The sequence below is a fragment of the Tsukamurella tyrosinosolvens genome, from assembly GCF_900104775.1.
Taxonomy (GTDB): domain Bacteria; phylum Actinomycetota; class Actinomycetes; order Mycobacteriales; family Mycobacteriaceae; genus Tsukamurella; species Tsukamurella tyrosinosolvens.
This window is the reverse complement of sequence record NZ_FNSA01000003.1, coordinates 2,163,965-2,189,723: the sequence shown is the minus strand read 5'-3', so window position 1 is coordinate 2,189,723 and position 25,759 is coordinate 2,163,965. Positions and strand designations below refer to the sequence as shown.

General features: G+C 72.3%; 26 protein-coding genes. 14 read left to right on the top strand and 12 right to left on the bottom strand.

The annotated features are described in order from the left end of the window. Positions 1-16 precede the first annotated feature (16 nt). Positions 17-673 (top strand): FMN reductase, encoded by a 657-nt coding sequence (locus BLW32_RS12020; RefSeq protein WP_068525352.1) that lies wholly within the window; start codon positions 17-19, stop codon positions 671-673. Between the two features lie 583 nt (positions 674-1,256). On the opposite strand, the gene bsaP is transcribed toward BLW32_RS12020, so the two are convergent. Together bsaP and bioB are read right to left on the bottom strand one after the other, a co-directional pair. Then, positions 1,257-1,475: a biotin synthase auxiliary protein BsaP gene (gene bsaP / locus BLW32_RS12010; protein WP_231857382.1), complete on the bottom strand. Its 219-nt coding sequence runs from the start codon at positions 1,473-1,475 to the stop codon at positions 1,257-1,259. Further along, positions 1,472-2,479, bottom strand: coding sequence for a biotin synthase BioB (bioB, locus tag BLW32_RS12005; protein WP_068525350.1), 1,008 nt, complete (start codon positions 2,477-2,479; stop codon positions 1,472-1,474). Before bioB ends, bsaP begins: the two co-directional genes overlap by 4 nt. A gap of 191 nt (positions 2,480-2,670) precedes the next feature. Between bioB and BLW32_RS12000 the strand changes: the two genes are divergently transcribed. Further along, a complete protein-coding gene (locus tag BLW32_RS12000; protein WP_068742033.1) occupies positions 2,671-3,804 on the top strand; it encodes an acid phosphatase in 1,134 nt (377 codons plus the stop codon). Here the strand turns inward: BLW32_RS12000 and bioD are convergent. The 3 genes from bioD to BLW32_RS11985 are packed head-to-tail and all read right to left on the bottom strand — an operon-like array spanning position 3,782 to position 6,922. Beyond that, entirely contained in the window at positions 3,782-4,492 is a 711-nt protein-coding gene (bioD, locus tag BLW32_RS11995) for a dethiobiotin synthase (RefSeq protein WP_068742034.1), read from the bottom strand. The genes BLW32_RS12000 and bioD overlap by 23 nt on opposite strands. Further along, positions 4,489-5,646 (bottom strand): 8-amino-7-oxononanoate synthase, encoded by a 1,158-nt coding sequence (locus BLW32_RS11990; protein WP_068742035.1) that lies wholly within the window; start codon positions 5,644-5,646, stop codon positions 4,489-4,491. Before BLW32_RS11990 ends, bioD begins: the two co-directional genes overlap by 4 nt. Before the next feature lie 4 nt (positions 5,647-5,650). Beyond that, positions 5,651-6,922: an adenosylmethionine--8-amino-7-oxononanoate transaminase gene (locus BLW32_RS11985; protein ID WP_068742036.1), complete on the bottom strand. Its 1,272-nt coding sequence runs from the start codon at positions 6,920-6,922 to the stop codon at positions 5,651-5,653. 98 nt (positions 6,923-7,020) lie between these two features. Between BLW32_RS11985 and treY the strand changes: the two genes are divergently transcribed. From treY to BLW32_RS11960, 5 genes are all read left to right on the top strand, one after another. After that, positions 7,021-9,372, top strand: a complete 2,352-nt coding sequence (gene treY / locus BLW32_RS11980; RefSeq protein ID WP_068742320.1) for a malto-oligosyltrehalose synthase — start codon at positions 7,021-7,023, stop codon at positions 9,370-9,372. Positions 9,373-9,406: 34 nt separating this feature from the next. Further along, complete coding sequence (locus tag BLW32_RS11975; protein WP_068742037.1) at positions 9,407-10,084, top strand: hypothetical protein; 678 nt, start codon at positions 9,407-9,409, stop codon at positions 10,082-10,084. Positions 10,085-10,102: 18 nt separating this feature from the next. Next, a complete protein-coding gene (gene treZ, locus BLW32_RS11970; protein WP_068742038.1) occupies positions 10,103-11,842 on the top strand; it encodes a malto-oligosyltrehalose trehalohydrolase in 1,740 nt (579 codons plus the stop codon). Between the two features lie 56 nt (positions 11,843-11,898). Further along, the gene (locus BLW32_RS11965) at positions 11,899-12,939 is read left to right on the top strand and encodes an LLM class F420-dependent oxidoreductase (protein ID WP_068742039.1); all 1,041 of its coding nucleotides are present in this window, start codon (positions 11,899-11,901) and stop codon (positions 12,937-12,939) included. A 66-nt stretch (positions 12,940-13,005) separates the two neighbouring features. Continuing rightward, complete coding sequence (locus BLW32_RS11960) at positions 13,006-14,031, top strand: LLM class flavin-dependent oxidoreductase (RefSeq protein ID WP_225535495.1); 1,026 nt, start codon at positions 13,006-13,008, stop codon at positions 14,029-14,031. Here BLW32_RS11960 and BLW32_RS11955 read toward each other — a convergent pair whose 3' ends face one another. Both BLW32_RS11955 and BLW32_RS11950 read right to left on the bottom strand, forming a co-directional pair. Beyond that, complete coding sequence (locus BLW32_RS11955; protein ID WP_068525332.1) at positions 14,032-14,757, bottom strand: hypothetical protein; 726 nt, start codon at positions 14,755-14,757, stop codon at positions 14,032-14,034. It lies immediately after the preceding gene. Positions 14,758-14,856: 99 nt separating this feature from the next. Beyond that, positions 14,857-15,288 carry a PPOX class F420-dependent oxidoreductase gene (locus tag BLW32_RS11950; RefSeq protein WP_068742040.1) on the bottom strand — a complete coding sequence of 144 codons (432 nt, stop codon included), beginning with the start codon at positions 15,286-15,288 and terminating at the stop codon, positions 14,857-14,859. A gap of 79 nt (positions 15,289-15,367) precedes the next feature. Here BLW32_RS11950 and BLW32_RS11945 point away from each other — a divergent pair, with 79 nt between their 5' ends. Further along, positions 15,368-15,871, top strand: a complete 504-nt coding sequence (locus BLW32_RS11945) for a hypothetical protein (protein ID WP_068742041.1) — start codon at positions 15,368-15,370, stop codon at positions 15,869-15,871. Between the two features lie 20 nt (positions 15,872-15,891). Here the strand turns inward: BLW32_RS11945 and BLW32_RS11940 are convergent, their stop codons facing one another. The 4 genes from BLW32_RS11940 to BLW32_RS11925 are packed head-to-tail and all read right to left on the bottom strand — an operon-like array spanning position 15,892 to position 18,440. Continuing rightward, on the bottom strand, positions 15,892-16,224 hold the full coding sequence (locus BLW32_RS11940; protein WP_068742042.1) for a DUF6054 family protein: 333 nt from the start codon (positions 16,222-16,224) through the stop codon (positions 15,892-15,894). 48 nt (positions 16,225-16,272) lie between these two features. Further along, positions 16,273-17,595 carry a threonine ammonia-lyase IlvA gene (gene ilvA / locus BLW32_RS11935; RefSeq protein WP_082791442.1) on the bottom strand — a complete coding sequence of 441 codons (1,323 nt, stop codon included), beginning with the start codon at positions 17,593-17,595 and terminating at the stop codon, positions 16,273-16,275. A gap of 33 nt (positions 17,596-17,628) precedes the next feature. Further along, a complete protein-coding gene (locus BLW32_RS11930; RefSeq protein WP_068742044.1) occupies positions 17,629-18,009 on the bottom strand; it encodes a hypothetical protein in 381 nt (126 codons plus the stop codon). Then, positions 18,006-18,440 carry a hypothetical protein gene (locus BLW32_RS11925; protein ID WP_068742045.1) on the bottom strand — a complete coding sequence of 145 codons (435 nt, stop codon included), beginning with the start codon at positions 18,438-18,440 and terminating at the stop codon, positions 18,006-18,008. The genes BLW32_RS11930 and BLW32_RS11925 overlap by 4 nt, the downstream gene beginning before the upstream one ends. 91 nt (positions 18,441-18,531) lie before the next feature. Between BLW32_RS11925 and BLW32_RS11920 the strand changes: the two genes are divergently transcribed. Genes BLW32_RS11920 through BLW32_RS11895 form a run of 6 tightly spaced genes read left to right on the top strand, consistent with a single transcriptional unit; the run spans position 18,532 to position 24,081 of the window. After that, positions 18,532-19,641, top strand: a complete 1,110-nt coding sequence (locus tag BLW32_RS11920) for a sensor histidine kinase (RefSeq protein WP_068742046.1) — start codon at positions 18,532-18,534, stop codon at positions 19,639-19,641. Beyond that, on the top strand, positions 19,642-20,322 hold the full coding sequence (locus tag BLW32_RS11915) for a response regulator transcription factor (RefSeq protein WP_068525306.1): 681 nt from the start codon (positions 19,642-19,644) through the stop codon (positions 20,320-20,322). Between the two features lie 42 nt (positions 20,323-20,364). Next, a complete protein-coding gene (locus BLW32_RS11910) occupies positions 20,365-21,339 on the top strand; it encodes an amino acid ABC transporter permease (protein WP_068742047.1) in 975 nt (324 codons plus the stop codon). Next, positions 21,336-22,106: an amino acid ABC transporter ATP-binding protein gene (locus tag BLW32_RS11905; protein ID WP_068525302.1), complete on the top strand. Its 771-nt coding sequence runs from the start codon at positions 21,336-21,338 to the stop codon at positions 22,104-22,106. The genes BLW32_RS11910 and BLW32_RS11905 overlap by 4 nt, the downstream gene beginning before the upstream one ends. A gap of 43 nt (positions 22,107-22,149) precedes the next feature. Then, entirely contained in the window at positions 22,150-23,067 is a 918-nt protein-coding gene (locus BLW32_RS11900; RefSeq protein ID WP_068742048.1) for an ABC transporter substrate-binding protein, read from the top strand. A 3-nt stretch (positions 23,068-23,070) separates the two neighbouring features. Next, the gene (locus tag BLW32_RS11895) at positions 23,071-24,081 is read left to right on the top strand and encodes an LLM class flavin-dependent oxidoreductase (RefSeq protein ID WP_068742049.1); all 1,011 of its coding nucleotides are present in this window, start codon (positions 23,071-23,073) and stop codon (positions 24,079-24,081) included. A gap of 5 nt (positions 24,082-24,086) precedes the next feature. Here the strand turns inward: BLW32_RS11895 and BLW32_RS11890 are convergent, their stop codons facing one another. Beyond that, positions 24,087-25,712 carry a class I adenylate-forming enzyme family protein gene (locus BLW32_RS11890; RefSeq protein WP_068742050.1) on the bottom strand — a complete coding sequence of 542 codons (1,626 nt, stop codon included), beginning with the start codon at positions 25,710-25,712 and terminating at the stop codon, positions 24,087-24,089. Positions 25,713-25,759: the final 47 nt, after the last annotated feature.

The window sequence follows — 25,759 nt, the reverse complement described above, 5'->3', positions numbered from 1 at the left end:
GACAGGAGGTCTGACCGTGCCCCGCTCACTCGTCGTCGTCGCGGCCGGCGTCTCCGAGCCGTCGTCGACCCGCCTGCTGGCGGATCAGCTGGCCGACGCCACGCGCGCCGCGGTGTCGGCCCGCGGTGAGGCCGTGGACGTCACCGTGATCGAGGTGCGCGAGCTCGCCCGCGACCTCGCGACCGTCATGACCACCGGCGTCCCGACGCCCGCCCTCAGCGCGGCGAAGGACGCGATCGCCACCGCGGACGGCCTGATCGCCGTCTCGCCGGTGTTCACCGCCAGCTACAGCGGGCTGTTCAAGATGTTCTTCGACGCCCTCGACCCCGAGGCCCTCACCGGCGTCCCGGTGCTCGTCGCGGCCACCGCCGGCACGGCGCGGCATTCGCTGGTCCTCGACCACGCGCTCCGGCCGCTGTTCAGCTACCTGCGCGCGCAGATCCTCCCGACGGGCGTGTTCGCCGCGACCGAGGACTTCGGTTCCTCCGAGCTCGGAGCCAGGGTCTCACGGGCCGGGGCGGAGCTCGCCGGCGCGCTCGTCCAGTCCGACGGTGCCGTCGCCGGCTTCGGCGGACCGTCGGACCTCGGCGCCCCCCGGCGCTCCGGCAAGGCCCTCGACCTGGGGCCCGTCACCGATTTCGCGGACCTGCTCCGCGGGCACACCGGCGACTGACTCCGCCGGGAGCCGCCCGACCAGGGCGGCCAGCGTGCACCACAGGGCGGCGGACGCCGGCCACACGAGCACCAGCACCCACGACGCGAGATCGCCCAGGACTCCGCCGGAGTGGTCGGCGACGGCGAAGACGTTGGCACCGTCGAGCCGGATCGACGGTGCCGCGGTGAAGTCGAGGCCCGGCTCCCCCGGACCCGCGAACCGGGCATCGACCACGGCCTGACCGAGCACCGTCGCGATGAACACCGCGAAGACCGCGGCACCGAGGGTGATCGCGACGCCCCGCGGCGTACGCCGTCGACGGACGAAGACCGCAGCGCCGGTGAGCAGCCCGCCGACCGCGGCGACAGCGACGAACAGGACCGTGGCCTGGAAGATGTTGTCGAGCTGGCCCTCGCGCCAGACGATGCCGGACCGCGTGAGCACGCCGCGCACGCCGGGCACCGTCAGGCCCCAGAGCAGGCCTCCGGCGGCGCCAAGGACCGCGGCGATCACGGCCGGCACCACGACGTCCGACGCGGACCGGGGCGGGGCTGCAGTAGTCATCGGGACGCAGCCTAGCGAGAGGAGCTGTGAACGCCGATCAGCGTTCGCCGCTCGACGAATCGAACTCGCCGTGCCGGGAGCACCGTGCGGTCCAGCCGTGCGGGCTGACCTGCACGATCATCCGGCGCGCACAGTACGTGCAATAGCGCGGCGGCTCGAGCCCGAGCAGCGCCGCCGCGAAGACGGGCGCGCCCTCGGCGAGCGGCTTGCCGGTGTACACGTCGTACACCGGCTCCTTGTCGGCCACGAGGGTCACAGGGTGTCGTTGAGGGCCTTGATCGGCATCTTGAGCTCGCCGAGCAAGTCCAGGTCGGTCTCGGCCGGGCGGCCCAGAGTGGTGAGGTAGTTGCCCACGATCACGGCGTTGATGCCGCCGAGGATGCCCTTCTCGGCACCCAGGTCACCGAGCGTGATCTCGCGGCCGCCGGCGAACCGCAGGATGGTGCGCGGCAGCGCGAGCCGGAACGCGGCGACGGACTTGAGCGCCTCGTTCGGCTCGAGGACGTCGAGGTCGCCGAACGGTGTGCCCGGGCGCGGATTGAGGAAGTTGAGGGGCACCTCGTCGGGATCCAGCTCCGCGAGGTTCGCGGCGAACTCGGCCCGCTGCTCCAGCGTCTCCCCCATGCCCAGGATGCCGCCGCAGCAGACCTCCATGCCGGCCTCGCGCACCATCTGCAGGGTGCCCCAGCGCTCCTCCCAGGAGTGCGTGGTCACGACGTTCGGGAAGTGCGACTTCGAGGTCTCGAGATTGTGGTTGTAGCGGTGCACGCCCATGGCCTTGAGCTCGTCGACCTGCTCCTGGGTGAGCATGCCCAGGCTGCACGCGATCTGGATGTCGACCTCGTTGCGGATCGCCTCGATGCCGGCGGCGACCTGGCTCATGAGGCGCTTGTCCGGGCCGCGGACGGCGGCGACGATGCAGAACTCGGTGGCACCGGTCTTGGCGGTCTGCTTCGCGGCCTCGACCAGCGACGGGATGTCGATCCACGCCGAGCGCACGGGCGACTCGAACAAGCCGGACTGGCTGCAGAAGTGGCAGTCCTCGGGGCAGCCGCCGGTCTTGAGGCTGATGATGCCCTCGACCTCAACCTCGGGACCGCACCACTTCATGCGCACCTCGTGCGCGAGCTGCAGCACCTCGTCGAGCTTGTCGTCGGGGAGCTGGAGCACGGCGAGCACCTGCTCCTGACTCAGCCCCTCGCCGCGCTCGAGCACCTGCTCGCGCGCGACCTCGATGATGTCGGCCAGGACCCCGGTCATGTGATCTCCCTCGTCGGCTGTGGTCGTTCGGCTGTGGTCTGCGACACCGAGGCGTCGCGGTTACCGAGCACTGTACAGCGTTCAATTCATGAACAGTGTTCAAGGCTCGCCTCGCGACGGCGGGAAACGTTCACCGACTCGACCGAATTCGTTTCCTTCCCTTTTCTATCTATCGCCGCGACAGTGTTCCCATGACGTTGCGCTCGAAGAAGATACTGGTCACAGCGATCGCGATCGCCTCCCTGACCGGACCGCTCGGATCGACGGCGGGTACCGCCGCCGCGGCCCCGGGTGCCTCCTGCACGCTCACCCCGAAGCCGGCGCCGTCGGCGAGCCCGTTCTCCGCGGAGGCGAGCGGCTCGAAGGTCGCGCCCAACTCGTACATCGATCAGTTGGCGGCCTTCTCCGGCCTGCCGAAATCCGTCCTCGACGCGAACCTGGACACGGCGGTGGCCACCAACCGCGCCGCGACCCCCGCGGAGCAGCGCTACGCCGTCAACGACAATTACGGCATCCTCGACGACTCCGTCTTCAACGCCCTCGGCAGCCGCCTCACCCCCGCCTTCCGCGCCGCCGAGAAAGCCGGCGAGCTCCCGAAGACCACCGCCCTCCTGGTGGGCAAGAAGGCGCTGATCAACTCCTATGTCGACACCTCCGCCGCGAAGAAGCACTTCCAGTACCGGCGCCCGTTCGAGATCGCCCCGGATCGGATCACCCGCTACGGCGACGGCCGCGCCGACCTGTACGACTCGGTGCGCGGCTCGGGCTCGTACCCGTCGGGCCACACCGCCTGGGGGTACGCCGAGGCGATCGTCATCGCGACGCTGCTCCCCGAGCTCGGGCCGCAGCTCCTCGCGCGCGGCGCCGACTACGGCCGCCACCGCGTGGTCCTGGGGGTGCACTATCCGCTCGATGTGATCGGCGGGCGGATCCTCGCCCAGGCGGCGGTCTCGGACGCGCTCGCCGACCCGCGGTTCGCCGACCTGGTCGCCGGCGCCCGCACCGAGCTGCGCGCCGTCCTCTCGGCGCGCGCCGGCGCCGGCATCGCCGAGGTCGTCGCGTGCCAGCAGAACTACGTCGAGACGGGAGCCGGGGCCGCGGCGTACCGGCGCGACCTGAGCTGGGGCCTGCCGCGCGTCGGCGGCGACGCCCCCGTCCAGGTGCCCGCGGGCGCCGTCCGGCTGCTCCGTGCCGCGCATCCCGGCCTCACCGACGATCAGCTGCGCGAGCGGATCGCCCGCACCGCCGGTCCGGCCGGCTACCCGCTCGACGTGCCGGGCGGCTGGCAGCGGATCGACCTGCTCAGCGCCTGGATCGCGCGCTGAGCCAGGGCCCGTCGAACCACGAGGGTGCCGCCGCCGCGAACCGCGCGGGCGGGAGCGCGGCGGCACCGTCGGGGATCCGCCCGACGATCGGCACGCCCGTGACCTCGGGCAGGTCGTCGAGGTTGCACCGCTCGGCCAGGCCCGGGGCGTCGGGCCAGCGGGACAGCACGATGCCGGCGCAGGCGACGCCGCCCGCCTCGAGGGCGCGGACCGTCAGTTCGGTGTGATTGAGCGTGCCGAGCGCCGGGTCGGCGACCACGACGACCGGTGCGTCAAGATCGGCCGCCAGATCGACGAGCGTGAACGGTGTGCGATTCCGGTCGACACCGAGGCGTACGAGGACGCCGCCGGCACCCTCGACGAGCACCGCACCACTCGCCTGCCGCACGACGACGACGGCCTCGTCGCGCCCGAGGGGCGGCAGACCCGCCCGGCGGGCGGCGGTCAGCGGCGCGAGGGGTTCGGGGTACCGACGGTGCTCGACGGTGACGGCGCCCGGCGCGAGGCGGGCCACCTCGGCCGCGTCGGCGAGCTGGCCGTCCTCGTCCCGCACCGCACCGTCGGCGAACCCCGTCTGGGCGGGCTTGACGACGGTGACCGGGCCGCTCGGCAGCAGGGCGGCGGCGAGGGCCGCCGTCGCGACGGTCTTGCCGACGCCGGTGGACGTGCCGGTGACGCAGAGGATCACGCGACGGCCGCCCGGATCGCGCCGACGGCCGTGGCGACGTCGGCATCGGTGAGGTCGGCGCGCACGGTGATCCGCAGGCGCGACGTGCCCTCCGGGACCGACGGCGGCCGGAAGCAGCCGACCTGCACGCCCTGTGCCGCGCAGGCATCGCGGGCGGCGACGGCCCGTTCGGGTTCGCCGAGGACGAGCGAGACGACGGCCGACGTCGGCTCGGGCGCGCCGATGCCCGCCGCGACGGCGCGCGCCCGGCTCAGGACCCGGCCGGCGAGCGCGGGATCGGCCCGGAGCTCCCCGAGGGCGGCGTCCGCGGCGGCGACGGCGGCCGGCGCGAGGCCGGTGTCGAAGATGAAGGGACGCGCGGCATCGATGAGGTGCGCGCGCACCCGCTCGGGGCCGAGGACGACGCCTCCCTGCGAGCCGAGCGCCTTCGACATGGTGGCGGTGACGACCAGGTCGGGCGCGCCCGCGAGCCCCAGCTCCTGGACGAGGCCGCGCCCACCGTCGCCACGGACGCCGAGGCCGTGCGCCTCGTCGACCACGAGCGCGGCACCGTGCGCGCGGGCCGCGGCGTACAGGTCGCCGACGGGCGCGAGGACGCCGTCGGCACTGTAGACCGAGTCGGTGAGGACGATCGCCCGCTCCTCGGAGCGCTCCGCGAGGGCTTCTCGAACGGCGTTCACGTCGCCCCGCGGGGTGACCACGATCCGGGCGCGGGACAGGCGGCAGGCGTCGACGAGGGAGGCATGGGAGCCGCCGTCGGAGACGACGAGCGCACCCCGGCCGGCGAGGGCGGTGACCACACCGAGGTTCGCGAGGTACCCGGACGAGAAGCAGAGGGCGGCCTCCGCGCCGACGAAGGCGGCGACGTTGCGCTCGAACCGTTCGTGCAGCTCGGTCGTACCGGTGACCAGGCGCGATCCGGTCGCGCCGGCGCCCCAGACGCGGAGCGCCTCGGCGGCGGCATCGAGCACGCGGGGGTGGCGACTGAGCCCCAGGTAGTCGTTCGAGGCGAGGTCGAGGCCGGATTCCCCGGGCCGGCGCGCCGTCAGCGACCGGCGGAGACCCGCGTCGGCTCGGTCGGCGGCGTAGCCGTCGAGCCACCCGAGCGCGTCCGCCTGCACGTCTCGGCGAGCCGGGAGTTGAACACCGTTCATGCCCTCACTGTAGCGCCGCGCGCACTGCGGCCGACACGCCTCCGCAGATCGCCGCGACGTCGTCGGGGGTGCTGACGAACGGCGGCATCGTGTAGACGAGGTCGCGGAAGGGGCGCAGCCAGACGCCCGCGGCGATGGTCGCGTCGGTCGCGGCGGCCATGTCGACGGGCTTCTCGAGCTGCACGACGCCGATGGCGCCGAGCACCCGGACGTCCACGACACCGGGGAGTTCGCGGAGCGGTGCGAGGCCGTCCCGCAGCCCCTGTTCGATGGCCGCGACCCGGGCGGCCCAGTCCTGAGAGAGCAGCAGCTCCGTGCTGGCGACGGCGATCGCGCAGGCCAGCGGGTTGCCCATGAACGTCGGGCCGTGCATGAGTGCACCCTGGTCCGAGCGCGAGATGGTGAGCGCGACCTCATCGGTGCAAAGCATGGCGGCGAGGGTGAGGTACCCGCCGGTCAGGGCCTTGCCGACGCACAGGATGTCCGGCGTGATGCCGGCGGCTTCGCTGGCGAAGAGGGTGCCGGTGCGGCCGAAGCCGGTGGCGATCTCGTCGCAGATGAGCAGGACGTCGTGCCGCCGCGTGATCTCGCGGAGGGCCGCCACGTAGGCGGGCGGGTGGAAGCGCATGCCGCCCGCACCCTGCACGACCGGCTCGATGATGACGGCGGCCAGCTCGTGCGCGTGCTCGGCCACCAGCCGATCCAGCTCGGCGACGTAGGCCTCGTCGTACTCGGCGGGCGGCGCGGGCGCGAAGACCTGCGTCGTGAGGACGTCGCTCCACAGCGAGTGCATGCCGCCGTCCGGGTCACAGACGCTCATCGGGGTGAACGTGTCGCCGTGATAGCCCCCGCGCCAGGTCAGCAGGCGGTTGCGGCCGGCGACGCCGCGGGCTCGCCAGTACTGGAGGGCGGTCTTCACGGCGACCTCGATGGAGACCGAGCCGCTGTCGGCGAGGAAGACGCGGTCGAGGCCGTCGGGAGTGATGCGCACCAGCAGCTCGCCGAGGCGGGCGGCGCTCTCGTGGGTGAGCCCGCCGAACATGACGTGCGACATGGTGTCGATCTGGGCCTTGGCGGCGGCGTCGAGCACGGGATTGCGGTAGCCGTGGATCGCCGCCCACCAGGAGCTCATCCCGTCGATGACCTCCGTGCCGTCGCCGAGCGTCAGGCGAACTCCCTCGGCGGAGGTGACGACCCGCGCCCCCGCGCCGCCGACGGCGCTGTACGGGTGCCAGAGCGTCCGGGTGTCCAGGTCGAGGATCTCGTCGGGCGTCATGTCGGGCCACGTTAGCGGTGCGCCGCGCCGCGTGGCCATCCGCCGGGTGGGTGTGGCGCCGACCGGCGGCGGCGATCGCGGATGGCATGATCGGGCCCATGTCTTCCGGCGTAGTGCGACCCGTCGGCGCGACCTACCGGCTGCAACTGGGGCCGTCCTTCACCTTCGACGACGCCGCCCGTCGCGTGCCCCACCTGGCCGATCTGGGCGTGACGCACCTCTACCTCTCCCCCGTCCTCGAGGCGGTCCGCGGCTCGACGCACGGCTACGACGTGACCGATCCGACGACGGTCCGCGCCGAGCTCGGCGGGCGTAAGGGATTGGAACGCCTCGCGGATTCGGCGCACGTCGACGGACTCGGCCTGGTGATCGACATCGTCCCGAACCACCTCGGCGTCGGCCGCCCCGAGCAGAACCCGTGGTGGTGGGACGTGCTCGCGCACGGCCGGAAGTCCCCGTTCGCGCACTACTTCGACATCGACTGGGACCCGCGCAACGGCGCGGGCGGCAAACTCGCCCTCCCCGTCCTGGCCTCCGAGGCCGACGCCGCGGCGATCAGCCTCGACCGGACCGGTCCGGAGCCGGTGCTGCGCTACCACGACCGGGTCTTCCCGATCGGCCGCGACGTGGGCGGCGGCGACGCCGAGCGCGTCCACTACGCCCAGCCCTACCGGCTGGTGCCGTGGGACTCCCCGGTCCGCGCGTACCGCCGGTTCTTCACCGTCGACGACCTGGCCGCGGTGCGCGTGGAGGATCCCACCGTCTTCGCCGCGACGCACGCCGAGATCGGGTCCTGGTTCGCGGACGGCATCGCCGACGGGCTGCGCGTCGATCACCCGGACGGACTGGCCGATCCCGCCGGTTACCTGCGCCGGCTGCGCGAGCTGACCGGCCCCGACGCCTGGATCGTGATCGAGAAGATCCTCGAGCCGGACGAGCCGCTGGATCCGGGGCTACCCGTGGACGGGACGACCGGCTACGACGCGCTCCGCGAGCTCGGCCATGCCCTGCTGGATCCCGCCGGCGCGGTGGGCCTCAGCGCGGTGCACGAGCGCTGGGCGGGCGACGACGGCGGCACGGAGGCGCTGCACGCCGCGCGCCTCGGGATCGGCGACGGGCTCGCCCGGGGCGATCTCGGCCCCGAGCTGCGCCGGCTCGCGCGGGCAGTGCTGCGCGAATCGACGCCGAAATCGCTCGCCGGGCCGCCTCCGCAGCCGCTGATCGAGGAGGCGATCGTGCGATGGGCGCAGGTCACGCCGTACTACCGCGACGACTACCCCGTGCTCGCGACAGCCGCGGCCCGGCTGCGCGAGGACGTCCGCACCCGCTCCCAGGAGTGCGATGAGGACGAGCCCGGCAGCACGGACGCCGTCGACCTGCTCGCCGAGGCCCGCGACCGCGGCGCCGAGACCACGGCGCGCTTCCCCCAGTTCACGGGCGCGCTCACCGCGAAGGCCGTCGAGGACACGCTGTTCTACCGCACCGCGCGACTGATCTCCCTGCAGGAGGTCGGCGGCGCACCGTCGGACTTCGGGCCGACTGACCCGCACCCGGCGTTCGCCCGCCGCGCCGCCGAGTGGCCCGCGACGATGACGACCCTCTCGACGCACGACACCAAGCGCGGCGAGGACGTGCGGGCCCGGATCGGCGTGCTGAGCCAGTGCCCGACCGACTGGGCCCCCGTCGTCGACCGGTGGATGCTCCTGCGCCCCTCCCTGCTGGACCCGGTGACGGGCCTGTTCCTCCTGCAGACCGCGTTCGGGGTCTGGCCGGATGACGGCGCGATCACCGACGACCTCCGGGGGCGTCTGCACGCGTACGCCGAGAAGGCGATGCGCGAGGGCCGCATCGGCACCTCCTGGACTTCGCCCGACGGTGCCTTCGAGGCCGCCGGACACGCCTTCCTCGACGCGCTGTTCGACGGTGCCGCGCTCACGGACCTCGTCGCCCGGCTGGCGCCGCACGGCCGCTCGGACGCGCTCGCCCAGAAGCTGCTGCAACTCGCGGGCCCCGGCGTGCCGGACGTCTACCAGGGCACCGAACGCTGGGAGGACTCGCTGGTCGACCCGGACAACCGGCGGCCCGTCGACTGGGACGCGGCGGACGACGCCCATCCCAAGCAGCGCCTCGTCCGTGCCGCGCTCCGGCTGCGCCGCGAGCGTCCGGGCAGCTTCGTCGAGGGCTCGTACGCCCCGATCGCCGCGGACGGACCGGCGGCGGACCACCTGCTCGGCTTCCTCCGCGGCCCGCGCGACGGGGCCCCCGATGTCGCCGCGCTCGCGACGCGCCACTCGCTCCGCCTCGAGCGCACCGGGGGCTGGCGCGACACGCACGTCGACCTCGGTGACGACAGCTGGACCGATCGTCTGACCGGGAACGTCGTCGCAGGTCGGACACCGCTCAACGAGGTCTTCCTCGAACATCCTGTCGCCCTGCTGGTACGCGAGTAGAAAACTTGTCAGTGGGTCCGCGCACACTCGGGGCATGAACAGCGAAACCCCGCGGCCGCTCTCCACGGCACTCGCCCAGTCCGCCACCGCGCGCGTCGGCGTCAGCGGCAACCGCATCCGCGCCTCCACGCTCGCGCGGGTCGCCGAATCGCTGCGCGACCACGGCCTCCCGGCCGACCTGCTGCCCACCGGGCGGCTGGTCGTGGTCTCCGGAACGTCGCGCCTCACCGCGCAGACGCTGCCGGGCGGCGCCATCGAGGTGCGGGCGCTGCGCGAGGGCCGCAACTCCATCCTGGGGCTGTTGGACGACGCGGAGGAGGTCGCGCACCTGCTGATCCGCTGCGCGGGGATGGCCTCGGCCTGGGCGCTCACGGCTGAGATCCACGACCGGCTGATCCTCGCCGGGGATCGCACCGTGCTGAGCGAAGTGCCGATGAGCGACACGCTGTACGTCCGCCTCGGCGAGCGCACCTTTGCGGAGGTCTTCGCCGAGGACGCCAGCGCGTGCCTCGGGGAACCGGCCGTGGTCACGCTGACCACGCACGTCTGCACCCACTCGTTGGACGACGTGTGGCGGTTCCGCGCCCTCGACCAGCACGACTACCGCCCGATCGGGTGCATCACCGGCGGCCGGCACGAGACGGCGGAGTCGGCGCTCGCGGCGATCGAGCTGCACCGCGCCCGCACCGCGGAGTGGGAGAGCCTCCACTGACGCTATCGTTGCGAACCGATGTCCACCCCGCCCGTCGCCGCCGCCGACCACGCCTTCGAGGTGTGGGCTCCGCGGCCCCGGCGGGTGCGGCTCTGGCTCGAGGGTGCGGTCCACGCGATGCGCCGCGGCACCGGCGACTGGTGGCGGGTCACCGCGCCGGCCTCGCCCGGTGCGCGATACGGCTTCCTCCTCGATGACGACGAGACGGTCCTCCCGGATCCGCGCTCGCCCCGCCAGCCCGACGGGGTCCACGGCCCGTCGGCGCTGATCCCGGAGGTGGACGGCCCGCGGTGGGCGGGCCGCGCGCTGCGTGGTGCGGTCGTCTACGAGCTGCACATCGGCGCGTTCACCCCCGAGGGCACGTTCGACGCGGCCATCGAGCGCCTGCCGCACCTACGGGACCTGGGCGTCGGCTTCGTGCAGGTGATGCCGGTCAACGCCTTCAACGGGGAGCACGGCTGGGGCTACGACGGTGTCGGCTGGTTCGCGGTGCACGAGCCCTACGGCGGACCGTCGGGCTTGGAGCGCTTCGTCGCGGCGGCGCACGACCTCGGACTGGGAGTGCTCCTCGACGTGGTGCACAACCACCTCGGACCGTCGGGCAACTACCTCGGGCGCTTCGGCCCGTACGAGACCGACGGCGCGAACTCCTGGGGTCGCACCATCAACCTGTCCGGCGAGGGCAGCGCCGAGGTCCGTCGGTTCCTGCTCGACGACATCGGTTGGTGGCTGCGCCGCTACGGCGTCGACGGGCTGCGGCTCGACGCAGTGCACGCCCTCGTCGACCACTCCGACCGCCATATCCTGCAGGACGCCGCCGCGCTGGCCGCGAGCCTCTCCGCCGACCTCGGCCGTCCGCTGGCCCTCGTCGCGGAATCGGACCTCAACGACCCGCGCCTGGTCACCGCCACCGAGTTGGGCGGCTGCGGGCTCGCCGCCCAGTGGAACGACGACGTGCACCACGCGATCCACACCATCGTCTCGGGCGAGCGACAGGGGTACTACGCCGACTTCGGCAGCCCCGAGTGCCTCGCGACGGTCCTCACCGAGGGCTTCTTCCACGCCGGCACGTACAGCTCGTTCCGCGGCCGCACCCACGGGGAACGGATCGACCCCGCGCGGGTGGCACCGTCACAGCTCCTGGCCTACACGTGCACGCACGACCAGGTGGGCAACCGAGCCCGCGGCGACCGGCCCGCGGCGTACCTGACCGACGGCCAACTGGCGGTGAAGGCCGCGCTGGTCCTGTTCTCCGCGTTCACGCCCATGCTGTTCATGGGCGAGGAGTGGGGCGCGCGGACGCCCTTCCGCTTCTTCACCAGCCATCCCGAGCCGGAGCTGGCGCGCGCCACCGCGGAGGGTCGCAAGGCCGAGTTCGCCGAGCACGGCTGGCCGCCGGGCGACGTGCCCGACCCGCAGGATCCCGAGACCTTCGCGGTCTCGCACCTGGACTGGTCGGAGCCGGCGAGTCCGGAGCACGCGCGGCTGCTGGAGACCCATCGCGCCCTCATCGCGCTCCGTCGCGACCCCGCCCTCGCCGCAGACGACCTGCGGGCCGTCGCCTGCGATCACCCGGGCGAGGCCACCTGGTTCGCCGTGCACCGGGGCGACCTGACACTGGTCGTGAACTTCTCCCCGTCGCCGGTCGCCGCGCCGTTCGACGGGTCCCCCGTGCTGTCGTGGGAGGAGCCGTCGATCGCGGACGGCGCGACGACGGTGCCCGGGCACTCCTTCGTGGTGCTCCGCCGCGGGACCTGACCACAATCCTCGGGCACCCTGTCGCTAAGCGGTTGCTTTGTGAGAACCTAACGCCTATGCGAATCGGATTGGGCATCAACTACACGGACGGGTTCAAGGCCACGGCCGACGAGGTCCTCGACCTGGAGCGGGCGGGGCTGGACATCGTCTTCGTCCCCGAGGCGTACTCGTTCGACGCGGTGAGCGCGCTGGGCTACCTCGCCGCGAAGACGGAGCGCGTGCAGTTGGCGTCCGGCATCCTGCAGATCTACACCCGCACGCCCACGCTGACGGCGATGACCGCCGCGGGCCTGGACAACGTCTCCGACGGCCGGTTCATCCTCGGCCTCGGCGCCTCGGGCCCGCAGGTGATCGAGGGCTTCCACGGCGTGAAGTACGACGCTCCGATCGGCCGGACCCGCGAGATCATCGAGGTCTGCCGCAAGGTGTGGCGCCGCGAGCGGCTCGAGCACCGCGGCAAGTTCTACACGATGCCGCTCACCCAGGAGGACGGCGGCACCGGGCTCGGCAAGCCGCTGAAGCTGATCAACCACCCGGTGCGCGAGCGCATCCCGGTGCTGCTGGCCGCGCTGGGCCAGAAGAACGTGGCGCTGGCGGCGGAGGTCGCCGAGGGCTGGCAGCCCATCTTCTTCCTGCCGGAGAAGGCGAAGGACGTGTGGGGCGACGCCGTCGCCGAGGGCAAGGCCAAGCGCGACCCGTCGCTCGGCGAGCTGGACGTCTACGCGGGCCCCGCGCTCGCGATCGGCGAGAACGTCGACCACCTGCTCGGCTTCGTCAAGCCGCACCTCGCGCTGTACATCGGCGGCATGGGCGCCAAGGGCAAGAACTTCTACCACACCCTGGCCACCAACTACGGCTACGGCGCCGAGGCCGACCGGATCCAGGAGCTCTACCTCGCCGGTGACAAGGCCGCCGCGGTCGAGGCCGTGCCGGACGAGCTGGCCCGCAGCGTCTCCCTCATCGGCCCGAAGGGCTACGTGAAGGAGCGGATCGCCGCGTTCGAGGAGGCCGGCGCCACCGTGCTCAACGTCGTGCCGATCGCGGAGGACGCGGCCGGCCGGGTGAAGCAGATCGAGGCGCTGCGCGAGCTCGTGTAGCCGTCGCCACGACGCCGTCGGGGGCGGTCCGGGATGATTTCCGGGCCGCCCCCGGTTGTCTCTTCTGTGACCGAAGCACCGTTCCCCCGCCCCCGCCTGTCCCTGCTCGAGCTCGCCCCCGTCGTCGACGGTGCGTCCTTCGGCGACGCCCTCCGCGACACCATCGCGACCGCACAGGAGGCCGAACGCCTTGGCTACGAGCGGGTCTGGGTCGCGGAGCACCACTCCATGCCGGGCATCGCGAGCTCCGCGCCCGCGGTGCTCATCGGTCAGATCGCGGCGGCCACCGAGACGATCCGCGTGGGCTCGGGCGGTGTCATGCTGCCGAACCACCAGCCGCTCGTCGTGGCCGAGCAGTTCGGCACTCTCGACGCGCTGTTCCCCGATCGCATCGACCTCGGCATCGGTCGCGCGCCGGGCACCGACCAGCTGACCGCGCACGCGCTCCGCGGTGGCAAAGTGAGCGAGTCCGTCGACGACTTCCCCCAGGCCCTGGCGCACCTGCGGGCGTTCCTGAACGACGACTTCCCCGCCGACCACCCGTACGTGGCGATCACCGCGACGCCGGGCGTCGGCTCGAACCCGCAGATGTGGCTGCTCGGCTCGTCGACGTTCAGCGCGAAGCTCGCGGGCCTGCTGGGCCTGCCGTTCGCCTTCGCCCGCCACTTCGCGCCGCAGGCCACGCTGCCCGCGCTCGCCGAGTACCGGGAGACCTTCCGCCCCGGGGACCTCGACTCCCCCAACGCGATGCTGACGGTCACCGTCGTGGCGGCGGACACCGACGCGGAGGCGCAGCGCATCGCCGGCCCCGCGAAGGCGTCGATGTACCGGGTGCGCACCGGTAACCCGGGCCGGATGATGACCTACGAACAGGCCGCTGCGCAGCCGCTCACGCCCGAGCAGGAGCACGCGATCGCCCCGACCACGTCGGCATGGATCGTCGGGTCCCAGGAGACGGTCCGCGACGAGCTGCACGAGCTGCTCACCCGCACCCAGCCGCAGGAGCTGATGATCTCCGGCATGATCCCCGGCCTCGCGGAGCGCAAGCACAGCCTCGAGCTGATCAAGGGCGCGGTCGACGAGCTCGGCTGATCAGACCGCGATCGCGGCGGCGACGATGACCACCGTCAGGATGATGGCGTTGAACGTCAGATGCGCCGCCGCGGCGGTCACGACCGCACCGCGCTGCGCGTCGGCACCCCTCTCGACCGCCTGGTCCGCCTGCCGCACCCAGTCCTCCCACCGCTCACCGGGGCCCGGCCCGACGAGCACGCGGTCGGGGTTCGCCCTGGCCTCCGCGCGGTATGCGGCCAGGTACACCGCGGCGTAGTAGCCGCCCGCGACGCTGATCGCGAAGCCCGCGGCGAGAGGAACGCCGGCCAGGAGGCAGTGGAGGAAACCGAACACCACCTGCCGTCCGATGCGCACGCCCCAGGACTGGTCCTCCAACCCGGAGCGGAAGATCGACTCCTCGGCGAAGGCCGCGATCGGCAGAATGAGCGCGAGCAGCAGCGGCACCGCGAGAGCGGTCAGCCGCCACCCGATCCCCTCGTTGGACGTCTGCCCCAGGTAGACGTTGCCCACCCCGCCCGCCAGGTTCCACCACCCGGTCCGCAACGCGGGGATCTGCCACAGCGCCTGGGTCACGCCGATCACCACGGCGAGGGTGAGGAGCGCGCCCGGCAGCATCCACCAGCGCAGCGCACGGAGGACGGACCGGTAGTCCCTCCGCCAGCGAGCGTCCTTCGCGCGCGACAGATTCCACGCGATCAGCAATAGCGATACGACGATGATGATCGCCGAGACCCAGGTGGGCATGATGCCGTCCTCCTCCGCCCGGCGTCATTCGCCGGGACTCCCCTGGGATAGAGATGTACCGGAAGGGTCCGACAGATTCCGCGCGCGGAGGGGCCGGCGTCAGGCGGTGACGTCGCCGTTGAACAGGACGCGCGTCGGGCGCACCCGCACGACGATCTCCTCGGGGACGGCGTTGCGCCGACCGAACTCCTCGCCCCGCTCGGCACCCATGTACCGGACACCGCACGCGGTACAGACCTTCAGTAGGTAGTCGGGGTCGTCGACGAGTTCCGCGATGCCCTGCACCTGTGCGAACGCGTAGGGCGGCTCCTGCAGGTCGACGGAAAGCGCCACCCGCGGGTCCTTCGCCAGCAGGCGTCCCTTCGGGGTGTCCCGCCCCGTCGCGAAGACGAGAGCACCGTCGTCGATGACGAACCAGACCGGCGTCGTGAGCGGGCGCCCGTCGCCGGCGAGGTAGGCGAGGTTGCCGGTCCGCGTTCCGGCGGAGAGGAAGTCGACGACGGCGGGCGTCAGGGTCTCGCTGATCTGCATGGGTCGAGGCTACGTCTCCACCCGGATCTCCACCCGTCGGTCGATCCGCCGCGGCCCGGATCGCGGCAGAGTCACCGGCATGAACACAGCGACCACCGCCGTCATCGCCGTCCTCGCCATCGGCTGGATCTTCTACCGCCAGTTGCAGGCCCGTCCGCTCAAGGACAAGACCGCCCGCATCGCCCTCGTCCTCGCCGCCGTCGGCCTGTACCAGACCGTGCAATATGTTTCGGGCGGAGGCGAAGTCGGCGCGGGCCACGTCGTCGCCGCGGTCCTGGGCCTCGTCATCGCCGTCGCCCTCGCCTACCCGCGGGCGCTGACCACGAAGGTCTTCCCAGGCCCCGACGGCCGCTACCTGCGCCAGGGCACCGCCGCCACCATCGGCCTGTGGGTCGTCGCGATCGGCCTGCACGTGGGCGTCGACGTCCTGGTGCCGATGGCGATGGGCGACCACACCGGCCGCGGCTTCGCCGGCGTCACGACGATGCTCTTCATCGGCATCACCCTCTACGCGCAGAACTACTTCCTGCAGCAGCGCGTCGCCGCGCACCGGGCGCAGCAGCCGTCGGTTCCGGTCGCCTGACGATCCCGACCGGCGGCTCCTCAGAGCTGGGCGAGCGCATCCCAGAGCTTGCCCAGGAAGGCGTCCTCGCCGACGCGGTTGATCTTGAAGAACATCGCCTGGCTCCCGCCGGACGTGATCCCGGACAGGTACAGGTTCTCGCCATCCCCGACGAGCGTGAGATTCAGGCTCACCCGGTTGGATCCGGTGTAGCTGTACCGCTCGTACACCCGCACCGCGACGCGAACCCCACCCGCCGTGATGGTGCTGCCGTCCTCGAAGGTGGCCGAGACGCTGCCCCCGATGATGTGCGCGTCGAGCACCTCCAACGCCCTGTCGAAATCACCGGTGAACGCATGCTCCAGTTTCGCCATACCGCGCCTCCTCGGTGCCATTCTGCTCCACCGAGCAGGCGCGAGCGATCACGTCAGGTAGCGGTACGCCGGCGAGCCCGGCTCCAGACGCTCACAGTGCAGGCGCGACGAATCCATCCGCTCCAGCAGCGCCCCGAGGTCGCCCGCGGTACCGAGCTCGATGCCGACGAGCGCCTCGCCGGTGTCGCGGTTGTTGCGCTTGACGTACTCGAACAGGGTGACGTCGTCGTCGGGTCCCAGCACCTCGTCGAGGAAGCGGCGCAGCGCGCCGGGCTCCTGCGGGAAGGCGACGAGGAAGTAGTGCTTGAGGCCCTGGTGCACCAGCGAGCGCTCGATCACCTCGTTGTAGCGCGAGACGTCGTTGTTGCCGCCCGAGAGCAGGCACACGACAGTGGCACCGGGCTCGAACCGCAGCTGCGCGAGCGCGGCCACCGACAGCGCGCCCGCCGGCTCCGCGATGACGCCCTCGTTCTGGTACAGGTCCAACATCGCGGTGCAGATGGCGCCCTCGTCGACCCCGATGATGCCGAGCTCGCCGGCCGCCACGTCGCGGACCTCGTGCGCGGGCCACACCGCGGCGCCCTCGGCGACGGCGACGTCGTAGCCGATGGAGCCGATCCTCTTGACGGCGGCGCCGTCGACGAACGGGTCGATGGTCGGGAGATCGATGGGCCCGCCGGCCTCGAGCGCCCGCGCCAGCGACGGTGCGCCTGCGGGCTCGGCGCCGACGATCGTGGCGGACGGGGACTGCGAGCGCAGGTACCGCGTGACACCCGCGAAGCAGCCGGCACCCCCGACGGGCATGACGGTCACGTCCGGCACGACCCCGCCGAGCTGCTCGACGAGCTCGACGCCGATGGTGCCCTGCCCCGACGTGGTGCGGGAGTCGTCGAAGGCGTGCACCCAGGTGGCGCCCGTGGACGCGACGTCCTCCTGGGCCGCGGCGGCCGCGGCGTCGTAGGTCTCGCCGGTCGCGATCAGCTCGACGTACCGGCCGCCGTGCGCGCGGATGCGGTCCCGCTTCTGCTTCGGCGTGGTGGTCGGCACGTAGATCCGGCCGTGCACCTCCATGGCGCGGCACGCGAAGGCGACGCCCTGCGCGTGGTTGCCGGCCGAGGCGGCGACGACCCCGGCCGCCTTCTCCGCGTCGGTGAGCTGCGCCATCAGGTTGTAGGCGCCGCGGATCTTGTACGAGCGCACCACCTGCAGGTCCTCGCGCTTGAGGTAGACCTTCGCCCCGGTCAGTGCCGAGAGCCGGTCGCAGTGCTGCAGCGGGCTCACCGACACCACCCCGGCGAGCCGCGCACGGGCATCAATAATCGAGTGCACCGTCAGGTCGGCGGCGGCACTGGACATCGATGACGTAGACATGGGGGTCATTTTCCCACTCGACCGGAACGCGGCTCACCCCGCCCGTCGCGCGCGCTCCCGGCGCGCCACCCCGGCAAGCCAGTGGACCGCCGCGAGGAAGCAGATCAGGGCCGGGATCAGGAAGACGATCACTCCGATCACGGCCACCGGCCACATGTGCGCCGCGGGCTCGCCCGCCGCGTCGATCATCATCGGCACGAGCATCGCGGCCGCGGTCACCACGGGGAGGGCGGCGACGCCCCACGCCCGGCCGAGCAGGACCTGCGCGCCGGCCGCCGCCGAGAGGATCGCGATCGTGCACGCGATCGACAGGGCCCCGTCGGGCAGGGCCACCAGGCCGATCGCGAGCACCGTCACGGTCGCGGCGAGTCCGGCGAGAACGAGCGCCGCGCGCAGGCCGGGTCGCACCGTCACCGTCCTGGCCCTGGACCCGACCGGGCCCTGGTCACGGTGCGCCGGCGCCGGAACGCGCGGATCGCCTCGACGACGCCGTACCCCACCGCCAGCCAGGCGGTCAGCCCCATTGTCCCGCCCACCAGCAGCAACAGCAGGCCCACCACCCACAGTCCGGTGTCGTCCTGCGATGCCCACGCCGCCCACGGCACCGCGAAGGCGACGACCGCGACCACGGGGATCACCGCCAGCAGCCAGACGCGCCGCAGATAGCAGAACGCCGCGGTGCAGGCGAGGACGATCACGGCGCCGCACGCGATCACCTGCCACGGCCGGTACGGGCCCTGCGCGACACCGTCGACCTCGTAGTACTCCTGATCCCACCCGAGGAAGGCGAACCACGCACCCGCGGAGACGGCCGCGAGGGCCGCCAGGGTCAGGATCACGCGCATGCACCCGATGTTAGCCATCGCGAATCGCCTGGTCCGCCTAACGACGGGCGGGTCGGAAGCACGGCGCACGATCGCGTGCCATCATGACGAGGTGGTGGACGGCTTGCGGACGAGGATCACGCTCGTCATCGCGGTGGCCGGCGTCGTGGTCGCCGGCGCGACCCTCGACTTCCACCGCGACAGCCCGTGGACCGCCGTCCTGTTCGCGATCGCCGCGGCCGGCGTCGTCGTCCGGTGCCTTCCAGAGGACCGGGTCCCGCTTCCCGCGCGGGTCGCGACCGAGGCGGCGACGGTGGTCGCCGCCGGCATCCTGTTCGCGCTCCAGCCGAACGGCGCGCTCGGTGTCCTGCTCTACGTCTCGACGGTGCACCTGGGAGCCGTGTTCCCGGCACGTATCTCGGTCCCGCTCGCGGTGCTCGCCGGGGCCAGCGTCACCGCGACCGCGGCGCTCTCCGGCCCCATCGATTTCAACGCGATCTGGATCGGCGTCTCGGTCACCGCGACGGTGTGGGCCGGCATCGCGGGTCGCAGCCGCCGCGAGCGCACTCGGGCGCTCGAACAGCTCGTGGAACAGACGAAGTTGACCGCGGAGTCCGAGTCGCGGAGCAGCGCGCTCGCCGAACGCGCCCGCATCGCCCGCGACCTGCACGACGTCCTCGCCCACACCCTTTCCGGCGCGGGGATGCAGCTCGAGCTCGCCGATGCCCTCCTGGAGGCGAACCGCCCCGACGACGCCCGCGCCGCCGTCCAGCGCGCCCGCGGCGCGATCGCGGACGGGGTCACCGAGGCCCGAGGCGCCGTCCATGCGCTGCGGGAGGACACCGTCGACCTGCCGACGACGCTCGCCGCTCTCGCGGACGGGCCCGACGAGACGGTGGAGACCGGGCCGGTCGAGCTGACGGACGCGCAGGCCCGGGCGGTCCTGCGGGTCGCGCAGGAGGCCGTCACGAACGCCCGACGGTACGCCGCGGGCGCGCCCGTCACGGTCCGCCTCTTCCCCGTGCCCGACGGTGCCGAGCTCACCGTCGGGAACGGACCGGGTACGGCGAGCGGCGTTCCCGGCTCCGGCATGGGCCTCATCGGCATGCGCGAGCGCGCGGCCGAGGTCGGCGGCACGCTGTACGCCGGGCCGACCGGCGACGGCGGCTGGGCGGTCCGCCTGGTCCTGCCCCGCCCGTCCGATCCGATCAAGGAGCTGTGAGTGAACGACATCCGAGTGGTGGTCGCAGACGATCAGGCCGCGGTACGCGAGGCGCTCGCCGCGATGCTCGACCTGATGCCCGGGATCGCGGTGGTCGGGGCCGCCGCCGACGGGGTCGAGGCGGTCGCCCTGGTGCGGGAGCACCGCCCCGACGTGCTGCTCACCGACCTGCGGATGCCGAACCTCGACGGTGCCGGCGCCACGGAGCGCGTCCTCGCCGACGCACCGGACACCGCCGTCGTGCTGCTCACCACGTTCGACGACGAGGAGTCGATCCTCCGCGGCCTCCAGGCGGGTGCCCGTGGCTATCTCACCAAGAACGCGGGGCGGACGGAGATCGCCGCAGCGATCATGGCTGCCGCCGCGGGACAGTCGGTGCTCGACCCGCAGGTGCAGCGGCGCCTTCTCGCGTCGGCGACCGGGGGCACCGGAGCCGGGCCGGCACCGTCGGCCCCGCCGGACGTGCCGCCCGCCGACCTGACGCCCCGCGAGACCGAGGTGCTGCGACTCATCGCCGACGGCCTGACCAACCGCGACATCGCCGCGCGGCTGTTCGTCAGCGAGTCGACGGTGAAGACGCACATCAACAATCTGTTCGCGAAGGCGCAGCTCCGGGACCGTGCGCACGCCGTGCGGTACGCCTTCGATTCCGGGATCGCCGCATCCGGTCAGGGCGATTGAAAACCTTCTTCTCTGCGCGCCAACGACTTACGGTCGGACATCATGGCGACAACGATCCTCTCCCCGTCGCGGGCCACGCAGGGCCCGCCAGCGGATACCTCGACGGCACCGGTGCGCCTGGTGCCGCGCCGCCGCCCCGGGCGCTGGCTGGCCGCCGCGGTCGTGGCAATCCTCGGCGCGATGCTCCTGCACACCCTGGTCACCAATGAGCGCTTCGAGTGGCCCACCGTCGCCCACTACTTCACGCAGACCGCGATTCTCAAGGGGCTCTGGCTCACGCTGTGGCTCACGGCGGTCACCTTCGCCGCCGGTTTCGTCCTCGGCATCGGCCTCGCGGCGATGCGGCTGTGGGGCGGTCCCGTCCTCCAGACGGTGTCCTTCGTCTTCGTCTGGCTGGTGCGGTCGGTGCCACCTCTGGTCCTGCTGCTCTTCTGGTTCCAGCTCGCGTCGCTGTACCCGCAACTGTCGCTGGGCATCCCCTTCGGCCCCGAGTTCGTCACGGTCAACACCACGCACCTCATCAGCGGGCTGGTCGCGGCGTTCATCGCGCTGACCATCGACGTGGCCGCGTTCGCCGCGGAGATCGTGCGCGGCGGGCTGGTCTCGGTGGATCCGGGCCAGACGGAGGCCGCCCGGTCGCTGGGCCTGAGCCCGCGCCGCATCTTCCGCCGCATCGTGCTGCCCCAGGCGATGCCGGCCATCATCCCCGCGTCCGGCAATTTGCTGATCGGGCTGCTCAAGTCCACGTCGCTGGTCAGCGTCATCGCCGTGACCGACCTGCTGTACTCGGTGCAGTTGGTCTACAACCAGAACTTCAAGGTGATGCCGCTGCTGCTGGTGGCGACCATCTGGTACATCGTGATCACCTCCGTCCTGGCCGTGGGCCAGTACTTCATCGAGCGCCGGTTCAACCGGGGCCGACGGGACGCCCGCCCCTTCCGCGAGGTCCTCGCCGACGCGGCCCGCCTGCGCCCCCGGCTCCCCCGCAGCGTCCGCACCGCGGGAGACCGCGGATGAGCGCGATCGAGGTGCGCGGGCTCCGGAAGTCCTTCGGCGGCACCGAGGTGCTGCGCGGCGTCGACCTGGACGTCGCGCAGGGCGAGGTCGCCATCGTTCTCGGGCCCTCCGGGTCCGGGAAGTCGACGCTGCTCCGCTGCATCAACCACCTGGAACGCCCCGACGCCGGCTACGTCCGGGTGAACGACGACCTGATCGGCTACCGCGAGGGCGGCCACCGCGGCGACGCGACCGTGCTGCGCGAGCTGCACCCCCGCGACGTGGCGCGCCAGCGCCGCCGCATCGGGATGGTCTTCCAGCAGTTCAACCTTTTCCCACACTTCACCGTCCTGGAGAACCTCACGGAGGGTCAGCTCGCGACCGGCGTCTCCCCCGGCGAGGCGGCCGAGCGCGGGCGCGAGCTCCTCGCGCGCGTCGGCCTCGCGGGCCGCGAGAAGGCGTACCCGTCGCAGCTCTCAGGCGGCCAGCAGCAGCGGGTCGCGATCGCCCGCACGCTGGCCATGCGACCCGACGTGGTGCTCTTCGACGAGCCCACCTCGGCACTGGACCCGGAGCTGGTCGGCGAGGTGCTGGCCGTGATCCGCGACCTCGCCGAGTCGGGTATGACCCTCGTCGTGGTGACGCACGAGATCGGTTTCGCCCGCGACGTCGCCGACACCGTGATCTTCATGGACGACGGCCGCATCGTCGAGACCGGCCGGCCCGAGGCGATCTTCGCCGACGCCGAGCACTCCCGCACCCGCGAATTCCTCGCGGCCGTGCGCTGAACCACCGCTAGTCCATCGCTAGACCCGAGTCCAAGGAGACCCCATGCGCAGCCGCGCTCTGCTCGCCCTGCCCCTGATCGCCGCCGCCACCGTCCTCGCGGCGTGCGGCGGCTCGTCCGATCCGGCGGCCGAGAGCTCCGGCTACCCGATCCCGACGCAGGACGTGGTGTCGTCCGTCGCCGTCGACCCCGCCGCGCAGGCCCTCCTGCCGGCCGGCACGAAGGAGCTGACTCTGGGGCTCACTCGCCAGCCCGGCATCAACAACCTGCCGCACGGCGGCGAGGTCCCCGACGGCAACCCGGTGGGCCTCGACGTGGATCTCCGAAACGCGGTGGCGAAGGCCCTCGGCGTGTCCTGGAAGCAGGAGATCGGGACCTTCTCCACGATCATCCCGGGGGTGCAGAACGGCCGGTACCAGGTGGGCCAGGGCAACTTCGGCGTCACCAAGCCGCGCCTCGAGGTCGTCGACTTCGCGACGTACCTCAACGACGGCCAGTCCTTCGTCGGCTCGTCGAACTCCGGCCTCACGAGCGTGAAGACGCTGGAGGACCTGTGCGGCAAGAAGATCGTCACGGGCTCGGGCACCACCTTCCAGCAGATCCTGGAGAAGGGCGTCGACCAGTGCACGTCGAAGGGCAAGCCCGCGTACACCGTCCAGTACCTGGACGACCAGGGCGCCATCATCCTCAGCCTGCAGAACAACAAGGTGGACGCGTACTTCGGCCCGACGCTCTCCCTGCGGTACCTGGTGGACAAGGTGCCCGGTACGAAGTTCCTCGGCGAGTACTCCACCACCGTGGTCGGTTTCGTGACGGCGAAGGGGTCTCCGATCGCGCCCGCGATCTCGCAGGCGATCAACACCCTCATCGCACGGGGCGAGTACCAGAAGCTGTTCGAGAAGTGGAAGGTCCCGACCTCGGCACTGCCGAAGTCCGAGATCAACCCGACCGCGGGGTTCTGACCGGTGACGATCGAGTCGCTCGCCTTCCTCACGCCGGGCAACTACCTCGACGCGGATCCGGCTGCCGGGCTCGAGGACACGCTGCGCCTCATCGCGTTCGGCGAGGGCCTGGGGTACCGCGGCGCCTGGGTGCGGCAGCGCCACCTGGAGCACGGTATCTCCTCCGCGGCGGTCTTCCTCGGGGCGGCGTCGCAGCGCACGTCCACGATCGAGCTGGGCACCGCGGTCATCCCGATCGGCTACGAGAACCCGTTCCGCTTGGCCGAGGACCTATCGCTCGCGGACGCGCTCTCCCGCGGCAGGCTGCAGCCGGGGTTCTCCACCGGGATGCCGCACGCCGACCTGCTCGCGGACGTGGTCTTCGACGGTGACTGGCGCGCGTACGAACTCGGCCACGCGCGGGTCGCACGCACCGTCGAGCACCTGCGCGGCGCGTTCCTCGGCGGCGAGGACGCGCGGATCGAGTCCCCCGGCAACGTACAGCGGCCCCGGCTGCAGCCGCACACCCCCGGCCTGGCGGACCGCTCCTGGTACGGCGGAACGTCGCTCGGCTCGTCGCGGTGGACCGGCGAGGCCGGCCTGCACCTGCTGACCGGCAACATCGTCTCGGCAGCGGGCATCGACTCCGATGACTTCGGTACGGTCCAGGCCACGCTCGTCGACGCCTACCGCGCCGCGGGCGGGGCCGGCAAACGGGTCGCCGTCGGCCGGGTGATCGTGCCGACGGACAGCGCCGACCGCGCCACCGTCGCGCGGTACCGCGAGTACGTGCGGTCGCGCCACGACCGCACGCTGACGGCGCACGGCGAGAAACGCACCCTGTTCGCCGAGGATCTCGTGGGGCCGATCGCGGAGATCGCCGAACGGCTCGCCGCCGACCCGGCGTTCTCCCCGGAATCCGGGCCGGTCACCGAGTTCCGTCTGGAGCTGCCGTACGAGTTCGACGTCCGGGACTACGAGCAGATCCTCACCGACGCGCGCGGACTGCTGCCCGCCCTGTCGTCGGCGGCCTAGACGGGCTAGGTCCGGGTCTCGCGCAGCGTGCGGACCAGGTTCTTCTGGATCTTGCCGGTGGCGGTCTTGGGGAGCGCGTCGACGAAGACGATCTCCTTGGGCGCCTTGAACCCCGCCAGGTTCTGCCGTGCGTACTCGAGGAGGGCGACACCATCGGCGTCGCCCGACGGTGACGTCACGACGAAGGCGGTGACGGCCTCGCCCCAGTGCTCGTGCGGGGTGCCGACGACGGCGACCTCGGCGACGGCGTCGTGGCCGAGCAGGACGCGCTCGACCTCCACCGAGGAGACGTTCTCGCCGCCCGATTTGATGATGTCCTTGGCGCGGTCGGTGAAGTAGACGACGCCCTCGTCGTCGAGGTAGCCGATATCCCCGCCGTGGAACCAGCCGTGCGCGAACGCCTCCGTGTTCGCCGCGGCGTTGTTCCAGTAGCCCTCCATGAGCTGCGGTGCGCGGTAGACGATCTCGCCGACCTCGCCCGGAGGGAGCAGCGCACCGTCGTCGCCCATGATCGCGACGTCGGTGGAGACGGTGGCCGGGCCCCAGGAGTCGTCCTTGACCCCCTGGTGGCCGGTCCACTGCACCTCCGAGGCCGGCGTGGTCTCGGTCTGCCCGGAACCGAGGATGATCGCGGCGCCGGGGAATCGGGCCCGCAGCGCGGTGAGCAGTTCGGCCGGCATGGGCGCCATCGCGTAGAGACCCGTGCGCAGCGACGCGGTGTTCTCGTCGGTGAGCTCGGGGCGGGTGAGCAGGGCCGCCCACATCATGGGCAGCAGCGTCAGGTGGGTGACCCGGTGGTCGACGAAGGCACCCGCGAGCGCGGCCGGATCGAAGCCGCGCAGGAGGACTGCGGTGCCGCCGGTGACGAGCATCGGCATGAGGAGCGCGTCGAGGGCGGTCACGTGGAACAGCGGGAGCGCGATGGGCTGGACCGCGGGCTGCACGTCGGGCCGCACGCCCAGCGCGACCGCGGACGAGAGCGCCGAGATGTGCACCGCGACATGGCTGGTGACGACGCCCTTGGGCCGTGCCGTGGTCCCCGAGGTGTACAGGCAGTGCAGGATGTCGCGGTCCTCGACGATGGATTCCACGACGGAGTCGTCCGCGTCGGGCAGATCGGTGAAGGCGGTCGACGGGACGCCGCCCACCTCGGCGGGGAGCGCGCCGCCACCGTTGGCCACGATGTAGACGGCCTCGACCCGGTGGTCGGCGGCGTCGAGGGCCGCGGTGAGCGCGGGCGCGAAGACGTCCTCGGTGATGACGGCGCGGACGCCGCTGTCGCCGAGCTGGTAGGCGACGTCGCCGGGGCCGAGCAGGAGGTTGAGCGGCATCGCGACGACGCCGAGCTTCGCGCACGCGAACAGGGAGACCACGAACTCCCAGCGGTTCTGCAGTTGCAGGGCGATCGCGTCGCCGCGCTGGTAGCCGCGCGCCTGCAGGCCCCGTGCGAGGGCGTTCGAGCGGCTCTCCAGCTCGCGATAGGTGACCGTCGCGCCGCCGTCGACGAGCGCGACGCGATCGCCGAAGGAACGGGCGGCGCGCGTGGGCAGATCGCCCAGGCACACGCGGTGGGTGAGGTTGACCACGAGGGGGTCGACACCGGACAAGTCAGGGCGCATCGCACGGCTCATGGCCGCACGGTAACCGGTTCTCACCGGGCGCGCGCCGCGAACGAGTG

What these genes read in the sequence shown, in the direction of transcription:
- treY (WP_068742320.1), top strand. Translation starts at nt 7,021, where the DNA reads ATGTCTTCCGGCGTAGTGCGACCCGTCGGCGCGACCTACCGGCTGCAA.
- BLW32_RS11985 (WP_068742036.1), bottom strand. Translation starts at nt 6,922, where the DNA reads ATGACGCCCGACGAGATCCTCGACCTGGACACCCGGACGCTCTGGCAC.
- treZ (WP_068742038.1), top strand. Translation starts at nt 10,103, where the DNA reads ATGTCCACCCCGCCCGTCGCCGCCGCCGACCACGCCTTCGAGGTGTGG.
- BLW32_RS11940 (WP_068742042.1), bottom strand. Translation starts at nt 16,224, where the DNA reads ATGGCGAAACTGGAGCATGCGTTCACCGGTGATTTCGACAGGGCGTTG.
- BLW32_RS11900 (WP_068742048.1), top strand. Translation starts at nt 22,150, where the DNA reads ATGCGCAGCCGCGCTCTGCTCGCCCTGCCCCTGATCGCCGCCGCCACC.
- bioB (WP_068525350.1), bottom strand. Translation starts at nt 2,479, where the DNA reads ATGACCGGGGTCCTGGCCGACATCATCGAGGTCGCGCGCGAGCAGGTG.
- BLW32_RS11955 (WP_068525332.1), bottom strand. Translation starts at nt 14,757, where the DNA reads ATGCCCACCTGGGTCTCGGCGATCATCATCGTCGTATCGCTATTGCTG.
- BLW32_RS11925 (WP_068742045.1), bottom strand. Translation starts at nt 18,440, where the DNA reads ATGCGCGTGATCCTGACCCTGGCGGCCCTCGCGGCCGTCTCCGCGGGT.
- BLW32_RS11975 (WP_068742037.1), top strand. Translation starts at nt 9,407, where the DNA reads ATGAACAGCGAAACCCCGCGGCCGCTCTCCACGGCACTCGCCCAGTCC.
- BLW32_RS11905 (WP_068525302.1), top strand. Translation starts at nt 21,336, where the DNA reads ATGAGCGCGATCGAGGTGCGCGGGCTCCGGAAGTCCTTCGGCGGCACC.
- BLW32_RS11990 (WP_068742035.1), bottom strand. Translation starts at nt 5,646, where the DNA reads ATGAACGGTGTTCAACTCCCGGCTCGCCGAGACGTGCAGGCGGACGCG.
- BLW32_RS11965 (WP_068742039.1), top strand. Translation starts at nt 11,899, where the DNA reads ATGCGAATCGGATTGGGCATCAACTACACGGACGGGTTCAAGGCCACG.
- ilvA (WP_082791442.1), bottom strand. Translation starts at nt 17,595, where the DNA reads ATGTCTACGTCATCGATGTCCAGTGCCGCCGCCGACCTGACGGTGCAC.
- BLW32_RS12000 (WP_068742033.1), top strand. Translation starts at nt 2,671, where the DNA reads ATGACGTTGCGCTCGAAGAAGATACTGGTCACAGCGATCGCGATCGCC.
- BLW32_RS11910 (WP_068742047.1), top strand. Translation starts at nt 20,365, where the DNA reads ATGGCGACAACGATCCTCTCCCCGTCGCGGGCCACGCAGGGCCCGCCA.
- BLW32_RS11890 (WP_068742050.1), bottom strand. Translation starts at nt 25,712, where the DNA reads ATGAGCCGTGCGATGCGCCCTGACTTGTCCGGTGTCGACCCCCTCGTG.
- BLW32_RS11950 (WP_068742040.1), bottom strand. Translation starts at nt 15,288, where the DNA reads ATGCAGATCAGCGAGACCCTGACGCCCGCCGTCGTCGACTTCCTCTCC.
- BLW32_RS11945 (WP_068742041.1), top strand. Translation starts at nt 15,368, where the DNA reads ATGAACACAGCGACCACCGCCGTCATCGCCGTCCTCGCCATCGGCTGG.